General features: G+C 40.1%; 19 protein-coding genes and 1 other annotated feature. Of the genes, 7 read left to right on the top strand and 12 right to left on the bottom strand.

Features of this window, described 5'->3' with window-relative positions; translation table 11 throughout:
* Window position 1 precedes the first annotated feature (1 nt).
* Both BUB71_RS08730 and BUB71_RS08725 read right to left on the bottom strand, forming a co-directional pair.
* Window positions 2-691, bottom strand: coding sequence for a response regulator transcription factor (locus BUB71_RS08730; protein WP_073154461.1), 690 nt, complete (start codon window positions 689-691; stop codon window positions 2-4).
* Window positions 692-865: 174 nt separating this feature from the next.
* Window positions 866-1,447: a hypothetical protein gene (locus BUB71_RS08725; protein WP_073154460.1), complete on the bottom strand. Its 582-nt coding sequence runs from the start codon at window positions 1,445-1,447 to the stop codon at window positions 866-868.
* Window positions 1,448-1,714: 267 nt separating this feature from the next.
* On the opposite strand from BUB71_RS08725, the gene BUB71_RS08720 reads away from it, so the two are divergent.
* The 6 genes from BUB71_RS08720 to BUB71_RS08695 all read left to right on the top strand — a co-directional run bounded on the left by BUB71_RS08720 (window position 1,715) and on the right by BUB71_RS08695 (window position 6,205).
* Complete coding sequence (locus BUB71_RS08720; RefSeq protein ID WP_084731326.1) at window positions 1,715-2,179, top strand: MarR family winged helix-turn-helix transcriptional regulator; 465 nt, start codon at window positions 1,715-1,717, stop codon at window positions 2,177-2,179.
* Window positions 2,180-2,250: 71 nt separating this feature from the next.
* Window positions 2,251-3,045: an alpha/beta fold hydrolase gene (locus tag BUB71_RS08715; RefSeq protein WP_084731324.1), complete on the top strand. Its 795-nt coding sequence runs from the start codon at window positions 2,251-2,253 to the stop codon at window positions 3,043-3,045.
* A gap of 445 nt (window positions 3,046-3,490) precedes the next feature.
* The gene (locus tag BUB71_RS08710; protein ID WP_073154458.1) at window positions 3,491-4,255 is read left to right on the top strand and encodes an AAA family ATPase; all 765 of its coding nucleotides are present in this window, start codon (window positions 3,491-3,493) and stop codon (window positions 4,253-4,255) included.
* On the top strand, window positions 4,252-4,431 hold the full coding sequence (locus tag BUB71_RS08705; RefSeq protein WP_073154457.1) for an AAA family ATPase: 180 nt from the start codon (window positions 4,252-4,254) through the stop codon (window positions 4,429-4,431). Before BUB71_RS08710 ends, BUB71_RS08705 begins: the two co-directional genes overlap by 4 nt.
* A 21-nt stretch (window positions 4,432-4,452) precedes the next feature.
* Window positions 4,453-4,989, top strand: a complete 537-nt coding sequence (locus BUB71_RS08700; RefSeq protein WP_073154456.1) for a hypothetical protein — start codon at window positions 4,453-4,455, stop codon at window positions 4,987-4,989.
* Between the two features lie 292 nt (window positions 4,990-5,281).
* Complete coding sequence (locus BUB71_RS08695; RefSeq protein WP_073154455.1) at window positions 5,282-6,205, top strand: cation diffusion facilitator family transporter; 924 nt, start codon at window positions 5,282-5,284, stop codon at window positions 6,203-6,205.
* 219 nt (window positions 6,206-6,424) lie between these two features.
* Here the strand turns inward: BUB71_RS08695 and BUB71_RS08690 are convergent, their stop codons facing one another.
* The 4 genes from BUB71_RS08690 to guaB form a co-directional block, all read right to left on the bottom strand.
* Entirely contained in the window at window positions 6,425-7,030 is a 606-nt protein-coding gene (locus BUB71_RS08690; RefSeq protein ID WP_073154454.1) for a hypothetical protein, read from the bottom strand.
* 223 nt (window positions 7,031-7,253) lie between these two features.
* Window positions 7,254-8,528, bottom strand: a complete 1,275-nt coding sequence (gene serS, locus BUB71_RS08685) for a serine--tRNA ligase (protein WP_073154619.1) — start codon at window positions 8,526-8,528, stop codon at window positions 7,254-7,256.
* Window positions 8,529-8,569: 41 nt separating this feature from the next.
* Window positions 8,570-8,788, bottom strand: a binding site (T-box leader).
* A gap of 81 nt (window positions 8,789-8,869) precedes the next feature.
* Window positions 8,870-10,105: a D-alanyl-D-alanine carboxypeptidase family protein gene (locus tag BUB71_RS08680; protein WP_084731322.1), complete on the bottom strand. Its 1,236-nt coding sequence runs from the start codon at window positions 10,103-10,105 to the stop codon at window positions 8,870-8,872.
* Window positions 10,106-10,201: 96 nt separating this feature from the next.
* The gene (guaB, locus tag BUB71_RS08675; protein WP_073154617.1) at window positions 10,202-11,656 is read right to left on the bottom strand and encodes an IMP dehydrogenase; all 1,455 of its coding nucleotides are present in this window, start codon (window positions 11,654-11,656) and stop codon (window positions 10,202-10,204) included.
* Between the two features lie 326 nt (window positions 11,657-11,982).
* On the opposite strand from guaB, the gene BUB71_RS08670 reads away from it, so the two are divergent.
* Window positions 11,983-13,038: a YaaC family protein gene (locus BUB71_RS08670; RefSeq protein ID WP_175552321.1), complete on the top strand. Its 1,056-nt coding sequence runs from the start codon at window positions 11,983-11,985 to the stop codon at window positions 13,036-13,038.
* Here BUB71_RS08670 and gyrA read toward each other — a convergent pair.
* Genes gyrA through dnaN form a run of 6 tightly spaced genes read right to left on the bottom strand, consistent with a single transcriptional unit; the run spans window position 13,031 to window position 20,241 of the window.
* Window positions 13,031-15,481 (bottom strand): DNA gyrase subunit A, encoded by a 2,451-nt coding sequence (gyrA, locus tag BUB71_RS08665; protein WP_073154452.1) that lies wholly within the window; start codon window positions 15,479-15,481, stop codon window positions 13,031-13,033. The two genes, BUB71_RS08670 and gyrA, sit on opposite strands and share 8 nt — an antisense overlap.
* 34 nt (window positions 15,482-15,515) lie before the next feature.
* On the bottom strand, window positions 15,516-17,429 hold the full coding sequence (gene gyrB / locus BUB71_RS08660) for a DNA topoisomerase (ATP-hydrolyzing) subunit B (protein ID WP_073154451.1): 1,914 nt from the start codon (window positions 17,427-17,429) through the stop codon (window positions 15,516-15,518).
* Window positions 17,404-17,691 carry an extracellular matrix regulator RemB gene (gene remB / locus BUB71_RS08655; protein ID WP_073154450.1) on the bottom strand — a complete coding sequence of 96 codons (288 nt, stop codon included), beginning with the start codon at window positions 17,689-17,691 and terminating at the stop codon, window positions 17,404-17,406. Before remB ends, gyrB begins: the two co-directional genes overlap by 26 nt.
* Before the next feature lie 5 nt (window positions 17,692-17,696).
* Window positions 17,697-18,812, bottom strand: a complete 1,116-nt coding sequence (recF, locus tag BUB71_RS08650; protein WP_245815557.1) for a DNA replication/repair protein RecF — start codon at window positions 18,810-18,812, stop codon at window positions 17,697-17,699.
* Between the two features lie 20 nt (window positions 18,813-18,832).
* Window positions 18,833-19,054 (bottom strand): RNA-binding S4 domain-containing protein, encoded by a 222-nt coding sequence (locus tag BUB71_RS08645; RefSeq protein WP_073154449.1) that lies wholly within the window; start codon window positions 19,052-19,054, stop codon window positions 18,833-18,835.
* Between the two features lie 53 nt (window positions 19,055-19,107).
* Window positions 19,108-20,241 carry a DNA polymerase III subunit beta gene (gene dnaN / locus BUB71_RS08640; protein WP_073154448.1) on the bottom strand — a complete coding sequence of 378 codons (1,134 nt, stop codon included), beginning with the start codon at window positions 20,239-20,241 and terminating at the stop codon, window positions 19,108-19,110.
* Window positions 20,242-20,492: the final 251 nt, after the last annotated feature.

The raw sequence follows: 20,492 nt of genomic DNA, 5'->3' as shown, positions 1-20,492 counted from the left end.
TCTATTCCCTTACACTTGCTTTATAGCCAATTTTATAAACAGTTTTCAACATGTGCTGACCGCCCATACCCAGCTTTTTCCTCAAACGCTGGATATGGATGTCGACTGTGCGCGTTCCTCCATAATAGTCATCACCCCAGATTAATTCTAGCAGCTCCTCCCGGCTAAACACACGTTCTTGATTAGAAAATAACAAGACTAAAAGATCGAATTCTTTTGGTGTTAATGTTAGCTGATCTCCATCAATTATTGCATTTCGTTGGGATTTTGCAATCGTCAGTGAGCCAACCTGCAAAATATCGGAACTTTTCATATCTCGATCACTCAATCTTCTAGCTAATGAATTAACGCGAGCTAACAACTCTCGGATATCAAATGGTTTTGTCACATAATCATCCGCGCCTAGCTCTAACCCAAGTACTTTATCTACAATATCATTTTTTGCAGTTAGTAAAATGATTCCAATCTGTTTAGATTGCATCTTTCTTAACTCTCTGCATACGATATAACCATCTTTCTCAGGCATCATAATATCGAGAATCATAATAAATGATGAAAGTTGACCTGCTTTTTCTAATGCTATATTCCCATTATAGGCGGTGTCTACTTCATAACCCTCTCGTCGCAGCGCATATGCAATCGCATTTGCGATACCCTTTTCATCATCGACAACTAATATTTGGTTAATCAACGACAGTCCCCTCTCTCTTGAATAATTTTTTAATAGATTAATGTTATATAAAAAGTCATGTCTACAAAAAATTCCTGTTGATGATAATTGCAAGCGGAGCAATTCACGAATTTATCTAATTGCCAAACAAAAAAGCCCGATTAATGATTGACCGGACTCATTGATAAAATGGTTCTAACGTTCAACAGGATGAGATTGAATCTTCTCGGAGCTTAAATTATAGTTTGTTTGAACCTTTATTGTCTTTCCTGCTACTTTTCCATCAAATTCTACGAACAGATTCGAACTATTGCAGTTTTCCGCTAGGTCACTATAACCGTAACCGAAATCGAGGACTCCTTCTTTATCTTTGTACACATCTCTTTTTTTACAATACTCTGTAGTCCAGACTCCTTTTGCCTTGCTAGAAGGAATTAAAGTAGCCTTCAAATCAAGCCCATCTTCATATCGTTTCGTGATTTTTACATCAATTTTTGTTTTGGTCTTACTTGTACTTACTGAACTTGTTTCTTGTGTATTCTTATTATGCTGTTTTTCATGATCTTTTGTTGTTACTTGAGGCTTGTTCTCCGTTTTGCTTTCTGTTTTTGGCTGGGATTCCAGTTGATCATTCGAAGAAGAATCATTTAAAGCAGTAGATTGATTATTTTTTTCGATTGGTTTTGAGTCGTTTTTGGGAGCAACATCGATTGAACAACCACTTAATATAAATTGAAATAAAAGCAAACAAAAAATAACGCTGGAAAATCTAAACACTGCTATCATTCCTTTGGATAAAATTTGGTGACCTACCTAGGTAAAATAAAGCTCAACTATGTGGATCATGTTTGATATCTCTGTTCATTCTAGATATAGGTTGTTTCCATCAATGATCTAAATTATTTCCAAGTTGTAAATAAACCATCTTTTTCTTGATCGTAATATAGAATTTAGGTTATGTTTCAACAGATCATTTACTTGCGTCATACAAACAATCACTTGTATCATACAAGTAAAGGTCGAAGAAAGGGAGGTAAGTGAAATTTGAGCGAAAATCTCAATCAAATTGATCACGAAATTGTCATGCTCATGCTTCGTGCTGATTTTAAAAAAGCATTAGACCGAAATAAAGAGAGTTTAGAGCGATCCTCATATCTAATTTTAAAAGAATTAATGGAATCTCGAGTAAGAGGGCTTAGCGAATTGGCAGAGCACTTTCAACTCGACTTGTCTACCATTAGCCGACAAATTCGGATATTAGAAAAGAATAACTATATTCGTCGTTTTGTACATCCTCAAGACGCTCGAATCAAGCTGATTGAAATTACAAAGAATGGAATAGAAGTGCTTCAAAAAACACAGAAAAAAAGGCTAAAAGCATATCATGAATTGACACATGATTGGACATCGGAAGAAGTTACGATGTTTGCTCAACTACTGACAAGATTGAATCGTGCGATGGAAAAACGCAGACAAATCATAAATCAATCATCCAAGGAGGATCTATGATAGTAATGATCCTTAAACTTGATATACTAAGATATAAGTCCAAAATTACATATTGAAAGGATACTATTATAATGAAATCGATCAAAACCTCATCCAATACCACAATCACATATAAAGACGAAGGAAACGGACACCCTATTGTCCTCATTCATGGATTTATGGGTGATCATCGATATTGGGACACTCTCTTTTCATCGTTAACGAACCACAGTCGTGTCATTGTCCTAGATCTACCTGGTCATGGTTCATCTTCAATGCCTAACCAAAACCTGAGTATAGAAGAATATGCAGCTGAAATTGATTCGTTTCTTGAACAACTTCAATTATCACAAGTAACTTTAATCGGTCATTCCTTAGGAGGATATATTACGGCTGCATTTGCCGAATTATACGCACATCGATTAGCACGTTTTGCGTTCATTCATTCTACTGCCTTACCAGATACCGAGGAATCAAAGAAAAATCGAGAAGCTGGAATAAATGCTATTCAAAAAGATGGCGTTCATCCATTTGTCGACGGGTTAATTCCAAAACTCTTTGCACAAGACCACCATCAACGCAATGCTGACGCTATTCAATATGCGAAAGAAATTGGTTATCACACCAGTGAAGCAGGCGCAATTTCAGCGCTATATGCGATGAGAGATCGCCCAAATCGCGTAAAAGTACTTGAAGATACCCAGCTACCTGTTCTCGTTGTTGCTGGAAGCGACGATGGTGTTGTACCTCCAAAAAGGGCTTTTACAACTGACCGACCCAATATTCAACATGTTTTATTACAGGACGTAGGCCATATGAGTATGTATGAAGCACCAGAATCATTGCTATCAGCATTAGAAAATTTTATCAAAAGCCCATCCATATAGCGAAACCTAATTGTCAGATGAGGGAGGGTTTACCCTCTCACAATCTGATTATCACAATGAAGAGAGTGTGACACCAAACAATAGAACTTATAGTGAATTCTGTTTGACTGACTCAGGAATGGTGATATTTGAAAAACGATTGTATTGCAACTCAGAAAAATACATTTTTAATACAGTTTTACCAGTAGGATCGATCTCTTGAAAATCAATCTGGTTCGATATAGAATTCACTAAAAACGTTCTCGAATCAATTGTGATAATCATATTAAAATGTGTATAATTTCGTTTTCTTTTTGGTTTATTTTCCTTTTGTTTTGGATTATTTGGTGGAATCTTGGTGAATGAGAATTGTTGCCTTTGCTCAAATAAGGATATCCATCGAGATGGAATACATATTTCTCTATTGTATTGCTACTCTGTATAATAGAAATAAAGGGTGTCAGATATGTCCATCATAAAGGATTTGATCAGATTAGCATTATTATCACCAGAGGAAATAAGCGAATTTCGCCCCCCTCAAATGAAGCAAGCGATCATCATCTGTTTTTTTGGTGTACCAGGAGCAGGGAAAACAACGGTGGCTCAATCTTTTGTAAACCGTTACAAGAGTAATGGGGTCTACTTCTTTCAGATTAATCCAGATATTATTTTTGAAAAACTCCATATTAATCATGAGGGTGCGACAAAAGCAGACGAAGAAAAAGTGAATTGTCTATTACTGCAACAAGTAGACTTTATTACAAAAAACAATCTCTGTGCCACAATCGAGGGCAGCTTATTTACACCCAGCCATCTACCTCAAAACGAACCTCCCATCTGGGAGCAGATGTTACAAATCTGTCAAAAAAACAATGCAAGCACCCATGTATACCTAGTGGGTATTTCTACTAAGACAAAAGATTACCACAATAGAACAGAACTGAGGGCAAAGTTGACTCAGGGACATCAAGTACCCATTCAAAATCTGGAACAAAACGTAGATCATTTTTTTATGAATGCATCAAAAGCGATGTCCTATGCAAATGGAGTACAAGCTATATTTGATAATTCATTCAAATCTCCAAATCTTGTATATATCAAAAACCACAAGCGAGTACTAATCCCCCAACTTTCCCCAAAGTCATGGGTATACAAAATCATGAATCCGTCTTCATTCGTGGTAGCTGATGACTTTTTTAAACAAAAAAAGAGTTTGGATCGAGATAAATGAATAAAGAAAAGGGAACATTATATGGTTTTTTTGGAATTCCTGGCTCTGGAAAGACAACAATAGCAAATCGATTAAGAGCAGAATTACATAAACAGTCAATTCCTTATATAAACCTAAAACCTAGTCGAATATTCGAAAAATTCCACATAGACCCAGAAAATCCTACCAAAGAATAAGAAAATTTTGTAAATCAGCAAATGATACATGAGATACAGAACATAGGGCAAGAGGGCAGAGTAGCAGTATTAGAAGGTACATTATACCAACCTCCGTCATTAGAGCCTACTGAAACTCCTGTTTGGGAGGCAATCTTACAAGCAAGTCAACAACAAAGCATGCTCATTCACTTGTTAGGGATCATTGTATCAAGTGGAATTATGGAAAACCACCGACGAATTCAAATACGTGCTGAACTGGAAGGGAGAGCTGAGATTCCTACACATGTGTTAAAAGAAAATGAGCATTGCTTTAAACAAAACCTTCCACGTGCGCTTTCTTATGGGACAGGTATTGTAGGAATGATCGATAACTCAACATCAGATACAAAAGGTTACTATATCAAACAACCAAATGCACAGACATTATCTGTGACAAAGCTGTTTTTTGCTCCGATTGCCTCCTGCTGGTCAGCTCAAGTTCCGTTCAATCTCATCCCCCTAAGAGACCGAATTCATTGGGCTGCAAAAAATACAAATACAGTATCTAAAATTACATTTGAGGATCGGACAAGATAATTGTGCTCACAAACATGGGCGACAAAACATATCATAAACAAAATGCGATTCCCTATGGATAAACAAACCAATGAACTCGTATACTCCTTTTGTATTTGTGTGAAGGAGCATAATGCTTATTGACGAATATTGATTAACGAATATAATGGAGATGGTTAAACTTATTAAAAATGAGTGAGTAAATTGAGACAAACACCTACCCACATAAATTTTAAAAAAATCCCTTGATCCTGATGGATCAAGGGATTTTTGATGTTTCCCTAAGTCAAAAAAGCTACCTGAGGTGAATAGTTTGAGCCTAACTAAATCAAAAGCATTATTTGCAGCATGGATTAGTCTCCTCAGCAATATCTTCCTAACAGTAGGTAAGATCACTGTAGGTCTTGGTTTTAAAAGTCCATCACTTTTAGCAGATGGCATTCATAATGCAGCAGATGTACTTGCATCAGGTGCTTCACTATTTTCTATGAAGATCTCTCAACAACCACCCGATGATGATCATCCATACGGTCATGGAAAAGCTGAGGTGATCGCTTCAGCGCTGGTGGCAATCATTTTGGTATTTGCATCCTTCTATATGATTATCGAATCATGTAAAACTTTTTTCTCTCCAGCTCCCGAGATACATCTCTTACCATTTTTAGCAGGTCTGCTGTCACTGATCTGGAAACAATGGCTCTATCTATACACGATTCGAATTGGCAGACAAGAGAATAGTAAAGGTCTCATTGCAACAGCTTATGATCATCTATCCGATGTTTACGCTTCTATCGCTGTAGTCGTTGGAATCGGTTGTGCCTTGCTTGCACAACTCATTGATATATCTCAGCTCTCTTTCCTACTCTATGGAGACTCACTGGCAGGGATCATTGTATCCGTTATTATTCTTAAAATGTCATATCAGATGGGAAAAGAATCAATTGATATATTAATGGACAAGAATGTTGCGGAAGAGATCATTCAGCAATATGAAAAGAGAATCCTCCAAATTCCACAGGTTAAGAGGATTGATAGCATCCGTGCACGTGAACATGGCTCTTATATACTCATTGATATAAGAGTAAGTGTACCGAGTTATTTGTCCGTACAGAAAGGCCACGATATTGCCCTACAAATACAAACAGAACTAATGAATGATTTCCCCAATGTAAAGGAAGTGTTTGTCCATATTAACCCCTGGGTTGACCAACATAAAAAAAATCTAGATAAAAAATAACCTCAAGCAATTTAAGTCTGTACTACCTTTTATACATAAAAAGGCATCAAGCGATAACACTTGATACCTGCAATCCAGATCGGAGCGTCGCCGTAAATCTCGATCATGAGCAGTTAAGACGTGTAGACAGATTGATCGAGCGAGTGGGAGAGATGATCGGCACAGCTCTATTTCGGGCGAACTTAGTGGTATGGCAGTTGAAATTTTCCTTGCGAGCAATTAACGTTCTGACCGATTATATAAAAGATCTGTTTCAGTTACCACATAATTCACATGATGACCACCTGGAAAATGTTTGGGATTATCAGTGTTATAAACTAAGCGGATTTGATCATCTCCCAGTTCAACTTTCCCATGATCAACTGGCTTTCCAATGACAATTGGCTCTTCAGGAATGGTCTGCTGCTTATTCAAATTCAATATGAGACTTACTGAAAATCTCCCTTTCGCACAATGTAACTGCTCTAAAAAAAAGTTTCGACTCATCTCATCGGCGTTTGGCAAACTATTTACATAGGTTACGACAGTACCATCAGCCAATTTTTTACTTCTTTCATTGCCCAAGTCACTTGGCAACTGATCAAGTACCTTTGATTTTTGAGCGATCCCATTTCCTTGGTCATCACATTGAATCGGAATTGCCTCATATTGATGATGGGAATCAAGATCTTGATTTGCAGAGCTTGTTACATTTACTGCTGGTGGTGTAGCACTGCTAAATTCTTGACCTTGAGTCGAACAGGCCGTTAGAAAAGCGGCGGCACTAGCAGCAATCCCCATCGCAATCATCTGTCGCCTTTTAGCCATAAACATAGGAAGACGCAAGATCAATCACCTCAATTCGCTGATGAGTAATCCTTCTAAGATGAAGAGTTAACAAAACAACCTATTTTTATACAATAGATTCATTTCATACAAATATAAAACGTGATGGATTATCACCACTGTCCAAATTTATTACCCATTGCCATCCAATTTCAAAATAGTAATAGATAGATGCAAGATATCGACCAAGCGGGAAGGGGAAATTCCCTCCCGTAAGACTACATTAACGAATCTCCGTTAATCCTCCCATATATGGTTGCAAAGCAGTAGGGATCTGGACACTGCCATCTTTTTGCTGATAATTTTCTAGGATCGCCGCAACTGTCCTTCCGACAGCTAGACCAGATCCATTTAACGTATGCACAAATTCTGGTTTTGCTTTTGGTTCTGGGCGATAGCGTATGTTGGCACGACGTGCTTGAAATGCTTCAAAATTACTACAGGAAGAAATCTCTCGATACTGATTTGCGCCAGGCATCCAGACTTCGATATCGTATTTTTTGGCCGCAGTAAAGCCGAGGTCTGCTGTACACATATTTAAAACTTGATAGGGAAGTTCTAACTTCTGCAATACTTTCTCCGCATTTCCTACTAGTTTCTCAAGCTCATCATACGAATTTTCTGGACGAACACACTTGACCAATTCGACCTTATTAAATTGATGCAGACGAATAATACCACGGGTATCACGTCCTGCGGAACCAGCTTCAGAACGGAAATTAGAACTATGAGCAACCCATTTTTGTGGCAAGTCAGTTGCTTCAAAGATCTCACCTGCAAAATAGTTCGTAACAGGAACTTCAGAAGTAGGGATTAAATACATCTCTTCACCAGCAATCGCAAAAGAGTCTTCTGCAAACTTAGGCAGTTGCCCAGTACCAATCATACTTTGTCGATTCACGATATATGGGGGAATCATCTCTTGGTAACCATGCTCATTTGTATGGAGGTCAAGCATAAAATTAATTAACGCACGCTCAAGTCGCGCACCTAATCCAAGATAAAAAACAAACCGAGAACCACTCACTTTTGCAGCCCGTTCAAAGTCGAGCAATTGTAAAGTCTGGGCGATCTCCCAATGAGGTTTTGCCTCAAAGTCAAACTTTGGTTGACCTCCCCAGAAGCGAATGGGTTGATTATCTGCTTCAGAATCTCCTATTGGCACTGATTCATGAGGGATATTGGGTACAGAGAGCAGAATCTGTTGAATTTGTTGATCAGCTTTTCGTAATTGTTCATCCAATTCTTTAATTTTGTCCCCAACTTGACGCATCTCTTTAATTTTGTCATCTGCTGCTTCATTTGCTTTCTTCTTTTCTGCAATTTCTCGAGAAACAACATTTCGTTGATTTTTTAATTGCTCTGTTGCCTGAATCAATTCACGTCTTTTTTGGTCTAGATTGAGAAAGGAATCCAGTCCACTTAAATCCTCATTGCGGTGTTGTAACTTTCTTTTTACTTCTTCAAATTGACTCCGTAGTTGCTTAATATCTAACATTTTTATCACTACTTTCTTCCAAAATAAAAAACCTTCATCCCCTAAGGGACGGAAGGTTTCCGCGATACCACCCTTGTTGATCGACTGATCATCGATCCACTCGCTTGCGCAATAACGGCTCGCTCCCGTATGCGTTCTGGTCTCCAATCGACCTCACCGCTCCGCTCCAAGTTGGATTCGCTACTCCTGGTGGCGATTCACACCATCCATCGCCTCTCTGAAATCCAGTTCATAGGTACTAGACTTTTCATCGCGCTTGTATGATTCATATTGTAGTATATTATATCCCATTTTTCCTAATTCGTAACTACTAATTTATCCCCATTTACAAGAAAAATCAACTAAAACCAACTCTTTACCTGATCCACTACTTGACGGGAAAAGAGACGAATCCAGCTGCCTTCCTCAACTGGCTGGTATGTAATCAGGTCATACGGTTTTAACCCTTCCACCGGCTTGCCTTGAAAGAGCAATTCAACTTGACCGACAACTGTTCCTTTTAACAAAGGAGCTTGTAGTCCTTTTTTATAAGTAACTCGGAAAGTGTATTGATCTTCTTTTCCTTTTTGAATGGGTAGCTCAATGGCTGATTTACTCACAATGGGCACAGTTCGATCCACCCCGTTTGGCAATGGCAGATGACCATATTTCGGAATACCATTTCCTTGGGGAACCAGTTTTTTTTGTTCAAATCCTTCAAAACCATATTTCAGTAGCTTCTTCGTTTCTGTGAACCTTTTAGCCTCGATCGGTGCGCCCATCACTACAGTGATATAGCGAATTTGGTTACGTAATGCAGTACCAGTAAAACAGTAACCCGCTGCATTTGTATGACCCGTTTTCATTCCATCTACCCCAGGAAAGTAGAAAGGAAAGCCTTTCAACATCAGATTCCAATTGGGCTTGGTCAAAGCGCGATTGGTTCCTTTAAAGAAAGTGTAATGCCCAATTTTCGTTGTTGATAATACTTCTGGGTAACGTGTCATTAGTTCTCTTGCCAAAATCGCTGTATCTCTTGCGGACATAACATGTTCACCTGGAACTTGTGGTGGCTGTGGATAATCTTTCATATCTAGCCCTGTACTTACACGAAAGTGTGTCTGTGTCATGCCAAGCTCTTTTGCTTTTGCATTCATCATGGATACAAAGTTCTCTTCTTTTCCACCGCCTACATACTCCGCTAAAGCAACGGTCGCGTCATTAGCTGAATAGACAAGCATGGCTGTATACAATTCGCGAACGGTCAACTTATCATTTGGTGCAACTTTAATTTGAGCCTCTTCGATTTTGGCAGCTCGATCACTTACAGTCACTATATCAGTCCAATTTAACTTTCCTGCTTTAATCTGATCCAAAATAACGAGAGCTGACATCATTTTGGTCATACTTGCTGGTGGTCTTGCTTGATCAATATTCTTTTGATCCAATATCGCTCCCGACTTTTCGTCCATCAGGATATAAGCCTTTGCCTCAATCTGTGGTGGTAACAGATTATCCGCCCAACTTGTTGAAGTACTAAGGAGCAAGACCGTTATAAGCAAAAAGGATTGCAGCAGATAACGGTAAAAACTATGCAAATGATTCGCTCCAATCTTTTTATAAAGTCATATTTTATTATATCTTTTTCTACATAAAAAAAGGAGGGTTGGACATGATCCAACCCATTTAAATATTTACATATGGTAATTAGGTGCTTCTTTCGTAATCTGCACATCATGTGGATGGCTTTCACGAAGAGAGGCATTTGTAATACGAACAAAGCGACTATTTTCACGGAGATCATGCAAATTTTGTGTACCGCAGTAACCCATACCTGAACGGATACCGCCAACCAATTGATAGACAGTATCGGCTAGAGGTCCTTTATAGGGAACACGCCCTTCAATTCCTTCAGGAACGAGTTTGTTTTCATTCTCCTGAAAATAACGATCCTTACTTCCAGCCTGCATTGCGCCAATCGAACCCATACCACGATATACTTTAAATCGTCTACCTTGGAATATCTCCGTATCTCCTGGTGACTCTTCAGTTCCAGCAAATAGACTACCAAGCATGACAGCATTCGCACCTGCCGCTAATGCTTTTACAATATCACCTGAGTAGCGAATGCCACCATCGGCAATAATCGGCACTTGATACTCTCGAGCAACAGTAGCGCAGTCATAAATTGCGGTAACTTGTGGTACGCCAATTCCTGCTACCACACGAGTTGTACAGATTGAACCAGGACCGATTCCTACCTTGACAATCGATGCACCTGCTTCGATTAGATCTCGCGTTGCTTCTCCCGTAGCAACATTTCCAGCAACAATCACTAAGTCAGGATAAGCAGCACGAACCTCAGCAACTTTATTTATGACATTACGTTGATGACCATGTGCAGTATCTAGGACGATCATATCAACATCTGCTTCAACCAAAGCTGAAACCCGGTTCATCGTGTCAGAAACACCAACAGCTGCACCAACAAGCAGTCTACCCATATCATCCTTGGCCGAGTTGGGATATAGTGTAGCTTTTTCGATATCTTTAATGGTGATTAACCCCTTGAGAATACCGTTCTCATCCACAAGCGGTAACTTCTCAATCTTATGTTGTTGTAAAATTAACTCAGCCTCCGCTAAAGTGGTTCCTACAGGAGCTGTTACTAAGTTCTCCTTTGTCATTACTTGATAAATTGGAGTTGAGTAATCACGGATAAAGCGAAGATCACGATTGGTAAGAATACCTACTAATCGTTGCTGTTCATCAACAATCGGCACGCCTGAGATACGATATTTTGCCATTAGTGCCTCTGCATCATGAACTTTATGATCTGGATTTAAGTAGAACGGCTTTGCGATCACACCGCTTTCTGAGCGTTTCACGCGATCTACTTCTTCAGCCTGTTCACGGACTGTCATATTTTTATGAATTACACCAATGCCACCCTGACGAGCGATTGCAACAGCTAATTCTGACTCAGTTACAGTGTCCATGCCTGCACTTAGAAGAGGAACTCGTAAACGGATTCGATCAGTAAGTTTCGTCTCCACGCTTACATCACGTGGCAATACTTCTGAACGGGCAGGCATCAGGAGAACATCATCAAAAGTAAGTCCTTCTTTTGTAAATTTATCATTCCACATCTCATCCATCGTCCTCTCTAGGATGTTCCGATTTTTATATTTTAGCAAGTGTAACAGGCGGTTTTACATGTGTCAAGAAAGTTCAATATAAACACTTTATCAACAGAATACACATAAAACTGTGGATAACTTTGTGGATAACTGTGGATAACCTGTGGATAAGTCGAATCAAACGACCTTACGACTGTTCCCATATTAGATTATCGAAACAAGTCACTTGACATGACTTATGTTACTTGACGCTCACTCTCCCCATAGATGAAGCTCGGGTTTTCTCGCTCGATAAGCTATAAAGAGCTTATAAACTGGCAACGATGGTTAAAAAGGTGAAGGGACCGTTACCATTGTTTACACCACTACAAATCATTGATGTCGAACATCCAGAAACTTGGTTGTGGGAACAACTTACATATCTTGAAAATGAATATCTAGCAAAACCATTCTTAACGAAAAGGTATCAACATTTTGGATTTGAGGAAGTAGAGAAACTTTCATTTCACAATGTCCAAGCATTTAGCCACTATCTTCGTCAGGGGAGAGCTTGTCTGCAAACAACATCAGCTCTAGAAGGATGGGTGGAACCACTTACTCTGTATTATGGCATGTTAAATCTGCTAAAAGCAGTCCTGATCACCTTTGATCCAACATATCCTGCGCTTACATCATTGATGCGTCATGGTTGCTCCACACGTAAAAAAAAGCGCCAACCCTATCGCTTTCTACAAGATGAAGTTAGGATTCAGAAAGAAGGATTGTTACCTCATTTACTTCATTTCTTAACGTCATCATCAAAAGAGGGGGAACGATTTACCCCGCAATCTCTATTTGGCATGGTTCCTGAGCTACAAACACCCTATTCCCTGATTACGAAAAAAAAGACTCTTTTTCCAATCCATCTGCATCAAGAGCACGATTCCATCTGGCTAATCGTTTCAGAAGATGTGCTAGATCAGGTACATTTATCACTTCAAAGCTGGTTGCATCAATTTTCACGTTATGTATCTGAGGAGAATAAGCCAAAACAATCATTTCAAAAAAACAAAAAAATCTATATCCAATGGTCTTTCACAAACATACAAGAAGCAAAAGTTTGGTCGATGGATCATCCTTGGATTTACCGAAATCAAAAAGGCGTTCATTACCTCTGGATCGATAATGAACGCCCGTATCGCGACAGTTTACCGATGATCGCAGTCATCTATCTCGTTCTTTTTTCACTTAGCATGTTAGCACGCTATGACTCGCCTCTTTGGGGAGAACTATTACTTGACTCCCCAGAGTCAGCTTTGATTCAGCCATTATTTCAATGGGTAAAACGTTGGCTTCCACATTGGGTGTATGACCATCTATATAATCATCATACATTGCTACAAATTAACTAGACGATGATTCGGATGTTTCCTCTTCATCATTGATTTCAACACGTGCAACTGTTGCAACTTCGTCTGTATCTGTATTCATCAATTTTACACCTTGTGTATAACGACCCATTCGATTGATTCCCGAAATGTTCATTCGAATCACCATGCCTGATTGCGTCACAATCATTAAATCTTCTTCCTCTGATACAACCTTATGCCCGACCACTGGACCTTTTTTCTTTGTAACACTCAAGGTTTTAATTCCTTTTCCACCTCTGGATTGAATACGGTATTCTTCCAGAGTGGTCCGTTTTCCATAACCATTTTTCGTTACAATTAGCACATCTTTTCCAGGAACAGCTATATCCATATCAATCACTTTGTCCTCTTTTTCAAGAGTGATTCCCTTTACACCTGTTGCAGATCGACCCATTTCACGTACATCTTTTTCATGGAATCGAATCGACATACCAAGCGTTGTTCCCATGATGATCTCTTGTTCACCATCTGTCAAATGAACACCTACTAGCTCATCATTTTCTCGCAGATTAATCGCAAAAAGTCCGTTTCGACGGATGTTTTCGAACTCGGATAAACTGGTTCGCTTAATGACACCCATCTTTGTAGCAAAGAAGAGGAACTGATCAGGAGCAAATGTCTTCACAGGAATTAACGCTTGTACATGTTCATCTTGGTCGATCTGAATCAGATTGATAATCGGTGTTCCCCGTGCTGTCCGACCCAATTCAGGAATCTCATATACTTTTAAGCGATACACTTTTCCTTTATTTGTAAAGAACAAGAGATGATTATGCGAATGGGTAACAAATAGATGTTGAACAAAGTCATTCTCTCTTGTCCCCATTCCTGCTACGCCTTTTCCACCCCGATGTTGTGCTCGGTAAGTTGTGAGCGGCATCCGCTTAACATATCCACGATGTGTAAGCAAAACTGCCATCTCTTCCTCTGGGATCAAATCTTCATCCTCAATATTGCTTGCGTCTAATTTGATCTTTGTACGGCGTTCGTCCGCGTACTTAGCGCGAATTTCCTTTAATTCATCGCTTACGACACCACGAATTTTCTGTTCATCCGCTAAGATAGAACGCAAGTGGGCGATCTCTTTCTTCAGCTCTTTATACTCAGCCTCGATCTTATCACGCTCTAATCCAGTCAAACGTTGTAAGCGCATATCAAGAATCGCTTGTCCCTGTTTATCTGTCAGACCAAAGCGCTCAGTTAAGCTATCTTTCGCCTCAGCAGCCGTCTGAGAGCCGCGAATAATGGTGATAACCTCATCAATATGATCAAGCGCAATTCGATATCCTTCGAGAATATGTGCTCTCTCTTCTGCTTTGTTCAGCTCATACTGTGTACGTCGGCGAATGACTTCAATCTGATAGTCTAAGTAGTGCGCCAACGCTTGTTTTAAGTTTAAAACCTGCGGCTGCCCATCAACCAATGCCAACATGTTCACACCAAAACTAGTCTGTAGTGAAGTATGCTTGTATAGGTTATTGAGGACAATTCGTGGATTTACATCACGGCGCAACTCGATCACTACACGCATTCCATTTCGATCCGATTCATCACGTAAATCGGTAATACCATCGAGTTTCTTTTCTCGTACAAGTGATGCGATCTTTTCCACTAGACGAGCTTTATTGACTTGATAAGGCAATTCCTCAACAATGATACGCATCTTTCCATTACCGGATTCCTCCATCCGTGTCTTTGCACGAATTTGGATACTGCCTCTTCCGCTCCGATACGCTTTCTTGATTCCATCATAACCAAGAATAATTCCACCTGTTGGGAAATCAGGACCTTTGATCACTTTTATCAATTGATCAATCTCGGTTTCAGGTTGATCAATTAAAAGTAAGATACCATCAATAACCTCCCCTAGATTATGAGGGGGGATATTGGTAGCCATTCCTACAGCGATGCCGGCTGCCCCATTTACTAAAAGATTAGGGAAACGAGAAGGTAAAACAAGCGGCTCCTTTAACTGACCATCATAGTTTAAGCCAAAATCAATCGTCTCTTTCTGTATATCCCGGAGCATCTCCATTGCAATTGGAGCCATCCTCGCTTCTGTATAGCGCATCGCAGCAGGGGCATCTCCATCGACTGAACCAAAGTTACCATGCCCATCTACTAATATGTTCCGGTAGGAAAAATCCTGAGCCATTCTGACCATGGAATCATATACAGCCGAATCACTATGTGGATGGTATTTAGCTAACACATTCCCTACTACGTGTGCTGACTTCTTATAACCTTTATCCGGCGTCAGTCCCAGCTCATGCATAGCATAAAGGATTCTTCTATGCACAGGTTTCAGCCCGTCGCGCACATCAGGCAAAGCCCGACTTACAATCACGCTCATTGCATAGTCAAGAAAGGAAGATTTCATTTCCTGACTAATATTAATTTCCTCTATACGTTCTATTTCTGGCATCTAATCATCATCTCCCTGCCCTCGAAAACGATCATTATACGTCTAGATTGGCCTGGGCTGCATAGGCTTGTATAAAATCTCGTCGTGGTTCTACTCGATCCCCCATCAACATCTCAATGACTTGATCTGCATCTATTGCATCTTTTAGAGATACTTTTAACAAAGTACGAGAATCGGGATCCATTGTTGTCTCCCAAAGTTGTGTCGCATTCATCTCTCCAAGCCCTTTATACCGCTGAACTTCAATCTTGCCTTTTCCTCTTGTTTTGAATTGCTCCACAATCTGTTCCATCATCTGATCATTATAAGCGTAGCGAATCACTTTTCCTTGTGACACTTTAAAGAGCGGAGGCTGCGCAATATAGATATATCCTTCTTCAATCAACGAACGCATATAACGATAGAAAAAGGTGAGCATCAATGTCCGAATATGCGATCCATCGACATCAGCATCCGTCATAATAATGATTTTATGGTAGCGAGCTTTATCAAGTTGAAAGTCTTCGCCAATCCCTGTACCAAGGGCTGTAATAATGGTGCGAATCTCATCATTTGACAATACCCGATCTAAACGCGCCTTCCCCACATTTAAGATTTTCCCTTTAAGTGGCAGAATCGCTTGAAACATCCGATCTCGTCCTTGCTTAGCTGTGCCTCCAGCGGAATCACCCTCCACGATAAAGAGTTCACTCTCATCTGCTTTGCGCGATGTACAATCTGCCAATTTTCCAGGCAATGCGCTAACTTCAAGCGCATTTTTCCGCCTTGTTAGTTCCCGTGCTTTTCGGGCTGCCTCACGTGCACGAGACGCCATCATCGCCTTATTAATCACTTTCTTAGCAACAGCAGGGTTTTCCTCAAGATAAATTTGGATTTTTTCATTCAACAACTGCTCGGTAATCGTACGGACTTCGCTATTTCCCAATTTAATCTTCGTTTGAGCTTCAAATTGTGGGTCCATAATTTTCACACTGATGATCGCAGTCAGACCTTCCCGTACATCATCACCGGTCAGATTACTTTGGTTCTCTTTGAGCAGGTTATTGCGCCTTGCGTAATCATTAATCACCCGCGTTAACGCAGATTTAAATCCAGCCTCATGTGTTCCTCCTTCATGAGTATGGATGTTATTCGCGTAAGACAAGATCCTAGAACTATAAGAATCATTATATTGCAGAGCTACCTCTACTTGTGTAGTATCACGCTCACCAGTTACGTAGATAGGTGGTGCATGTAATGTCTCACGGTTCCGATTCAAATACTCTACAAAAGAGCTAATACCACCATCATATTTATACTCGGCTTCCTGCTCTGTGCGTAAATCTTTAAAGATAATCCGTAATCCTGCATTTAAAAATGCTAATTCCCGTAGCCGATTTTGTAGTATTGTCGCATCAAAGATCGTTGTCTCTTTAAATATCTCTGGATCAGGCCTAAATGTAGTCGTGGTTCCGGTTCCTTCCGCTTCTCCAACCACTTGTAGAGAACTCTGCGGAATGCCGCGTGCATACTCCTGACGATGTATTTTTCCATCTCTTTTTACTTCAACCGCAAGCGATTCAGAAAGAGCATTTACGACAGAGACTCCAACACCATGTAATCCGCCTGAAAACTTATATCCTTCATTGTCAAATTTTCCTCCGGCATGCAAGATGGTCATAACCACTTCCAAAGTCGGTATTTTTTCTTCTGGATGAATACCGACTGGAATGCCACGCCCATTATCGATTACAGTAATGCTCTCGTCCGTGTTTACAATAACCTGAATCGTGTCACAGTATCCTGCCAACGCTTCATCGATACTATTATCAACCACTTCCCAGACAAGATGATGAAGTCCGTCAGAAGAGGTTGACCCAATATACATGGAAGGTCGAACCCGAACAGCTTCAAGACCTTTTAAAACACCAATCTGCGACTCATTATAATTGACATCCTGAACTGGCATCTACGTCACCTACCTTTAAATTCTGATGTTGAAATCCCGCTCGCTTCTTCAGTGTGATCGAAGAGATGGGCGAAGCGTAGATTTTAAAATCAGTCACAACATAAGATTTGATTTCATCTTCTGTGATTCTCTCTATCCATCCTTCCCGATCTGCAGCCGCGATAAAAGAATCATGCACTGAAAGGTCTTGTCCTTCTGCCTCAAGAATAGCGATTATTTCACGAAGACGAATGGTCTGACTACCGCCTAGATGAATAAACATGACCGTCACCTCTGTTTTGTTATCTTTCCTTGAGCAACTTGATAGATTGCAGCTCGACTCACCGTCTGCGCATCAAGCCCCTCTAGACTCGTCGCTGTTACAAACGTCTGTACTCGTCCTTGGATTTTTTTGAGTAGATGTGAACGCCTTGAGTCATCGAGTTCAGACAACACATCGTCTAACAGGAGGATCGGGTAATAACCGATCTCTTCACGGATCAGTTCCAATTCAGCCAATTTAAGTGCTAAAGCAGCTGTCCTCTGTTGACCTTGTGAACCAAAAGCACCAACATCGACTCCTGCTACTTCTAATCGCAAGTCATCTCGATGAGGGCCGATTAAAGTTGTTCGCCTTCTCAGCTCTTTCGTTCGTATCTGCCGAATTTCCTGACTCAGCATATCTTCCCACTCAGCAGACTCATGTTGACTCAATTGCGTGGTAGATGGCTGATAATATACCTCTAACGTCTCTTTTTCATCAGCAATCATCTGATATGTTTCCTTAGCCCACACTTTGAGAGAATTCAAAAAAAGCAATCTCCTTTTCCAAATCGGGATGGAAAATTGAACGAGTTGCTGATCTAAAACCTCAAGGATGCTCTCTGAAGGAACGGGGTCTTTAAGCAAACGATTCCGTTGTTGGATCAGTTGTTGGTATTGATTTAACTGATAGATATAGGTAGGACTTACTTGTCCAATCTCCATATCTAGAAAACGACGTCGAACCCGAGGGCTTCCTTTAACAAGCTCAAGGTCTTCGGGTGAAAAAAGTACCGCTGGCAATGTGCCAACATATTGACTAAGTCGTGGTTGTTCGACTCCGTTTTTTTCGATTCTTTTTCCTTTTTCTGATAGTACAATCCGTACATGATCCGTTGTATGTGGTTTTTGGATGGTTGCAGCAACTACCGCAAATGGTTTCCCAAATTGAATCAAATCGCGATGAGATCGTGTTCGATGAGATTTTCCTAGAGCCAATAGAAAGATGGACTCAAGCAAATTCGTCTTACCCTGTGCATTCAGGCCGATAAAGAGCTGTAGATCTGACGAAAAGTCGAGTTGAGCCGACTGGATATTGCGATATTCTTTCACTTGTAACGACTGGATACGCAATCGATTCATCGGCTCCTCCTTTGTTCATCTCACTCTTCTTCTGTGACTATGATCCAGCTACCCGTATTCCTAATCTCAACATTTGCTCCTGGATATAGCTTACGCCCACGACGATCTTCTACAATCCGATCAACTTTTACTTGCTGATCTGAAAGCAAGTGCTTTACCTCTCCACCTGTTTGAGCCACACCTATTTTCTTTAGAAATTGACCCAAAGTAATATAAGACGTTTGAATCACTACACGCTGCATGATGAACGCCTCCGATCCAATCTTCTTCATACATCGATCCATTTCCCCAAAAATTAGTGAGTACGGATCGGTAAAATGAGATGCAGTGTATCCTGGTATTCTTTTGGACGAAGTGTAAAAGGAGCCATTGTTCCTTTGAATAGGAGTCGCACTTCTTCGCAATCTAATGAGCGAAGAGCTTCCATCATGTATCGAGGATTAAAGGAGATGCTTAATTCTTCCCCTGACACCTGTGCCTTTACTTGTTCCGTCACTTTCCCAATCTCTTGAGAGATCGAACTGATCTCCACAATACCATCTTTTATTGTCCATTTTATCACATGATCTCGTCCACCACGGCTAATCAATGATGCACGATCAACAGATTGTAATAAATCACGTGTAGAGCAAATCACTTCAATCTGGCCATCTTCTGGAATAAAGTCATCTGTGTTAGGATATTTTCCTTCGATCAATCGCGTATAAAATTCAAGATGTTCATTTTGAACAAGCAACTGATTATCGGCAACTACAATATCGACATAACCATCCGAGTCATTAAATGTTTTTGCTAACTCAGCCATACTTTTGCCTGGTATAATCACATGCTCAAAAAACAAATCCTCTGATCCTTCGATATCGACTTGTTTTCTAGCTAAGCGATGACCATCTGTACCAATACTTGTAAGTTTGCCTTGTTTTAATTGCCAGAGCACACCAGTCAAGATCATCTTTGCTTCATCATGTGAAACAGCAAATTGTGTCTGACGGATGATTGTTCGCAATGTATCTGTATGAAGTGTAAATGAGCTGCGGTTAGTTAGGTGTGGAAGTCGAGGATACTCATCAGGGTCCAATCCAATGAGTTCAAAACGAGCCTGCTCAGATTGAATAACCGTCTGGAACTTTTCTGTCGTTTCCCAAGTTACTTGATCTCCAGGTAACTTTCGAACAATATCACCTAAAATTCGACCAGGAAGTACGATATTGCCCATTTCTTCGACAGTTACTTGTTGTTGTTCCTCTTTTTGATTTGGTACATTGACTTGAATGGTCAAATCCGAATTACTCCCTGTGAAACAGAGGCCCTGATCATGGGCAATCACCTGAATACCAGTGAGAATAGGAATTGTCGTTTTGGATGAGACCGCTTTCGATACCTGGGAAACAGCCTCAACCAATGCCGACTTGCTGACTTGAAATTTCATGTTCTTCACCTCTCTTACTTTCAATCACAGGGTTTCATTCAAACTTGTGTATGTAGAGTGAATGCGCACATATGTTCACATTATTGATTTTATCATGGAGTGAGGGAAAAATAAATACCCCTCTATTATCCACAACATAGGTGCCGAGGAAAAGGGGAACATATTTTGAATGCAACGCGCATATATTAATTAATTATTATTTTTAAGTGTAGTAGTAGTAGTAGGGGCTGTGGATAATGTGGATAAGTGGG

The organism is Seinonella peptonophila (assembly GCF_900129355.1).
GTDB classification, from domain to species: domain Bacteria; phylum Bacillota; class Bacilli; order Thermoactinomycetales; family Thermoactinomycetaceae; genus Seinonella; species Seinonella peptonophila.
Note: the sequence above shows the minus strand (reverse complement) of the source record. Positions and strands in the feature narration are given on the sequence as shown.

Bases quoted from the DNA above. Each gene is read 5' to 3' on its own strand.
- BUB71_RS08705 (WP_073154457.1), top strand. From the start codon at position 4,252: ATGAATAAAGAAAAGGGAACATTATATGGTTTTTTTGGAATTCCTGGC.
- guaB (WP_073154617.1), bottom strand. From the start codon at position 11,656: ATGTGGAATGATAAATTTACAAAAGAAGGACTTACTTTTGATGATGTT.
- gyrB (WP_073154451.1), bottom strand. From the start codon at position 17,429: ATGCCAGTTCAGGATGTCAATTATAATGAGTCGCAGATTGGTGTTTTA.
- recF (WP_245815557.1), bottom strand. From the start codon at position 18,812: ATGAATCGATTGCGTATCCAGTCGTTACAAGTGAAAGAATATCGCAAT.
- BUB71_RS08700 (WP_073154456.1), top strand. From the start codon at position 4,453: ATGATACATGAGATACAGAACATAGGGCAAGAGGGCAGAGTAGCAGTA.
- dnaN (WP_073154448.1), bottom strand. From the start codon at position 20,241: ATGAAATTTCAAGTCAGCAAGTCGGCATTGGTTGAGGCTGTTTCCCAG.
- remB (WP_073154450.1), bottom strand. From the start codon at position 17,691: ATGTTTATTCATCTAGGCGGTAGTCAGACCATTCGTCTTCGTGAAATA.
- BUB71_RS08645 (WP_073154449.1), bottom strand. From the start codon at position 19,054: ATGCAGCGTGTAGTGATTCAAACGTCTTATATTACTTTGGGTCAATTT.
- BUB71_RS08710 (WP_073154458.1), top strand. From the start codon at position 3,491: ATGTCCATCATAAAGGATTTGATCAGATTAGCATTATTATCACCAGAG.
- BUB71_RS08715 (WP_084731324.1), top strand. From the start codon at position 2,251: ATGAAATCGATCAAAACCTCATCCAATACCACAATCACATATAAAGAC.
- serS (WP_073154619.1), bottom strand. From the start codon at position 8,528: ATGTTAGATATTAAGCAACTACGGAGTCAATTTGAAGAAGTAAAAAGA.
- gyrA (WP_073154452.1), bottom strand. From the start codon at position 15,481: ATGCCAGAAATAGAACGTATAGAGGAAATTAATATTAGTCAGGAAATG.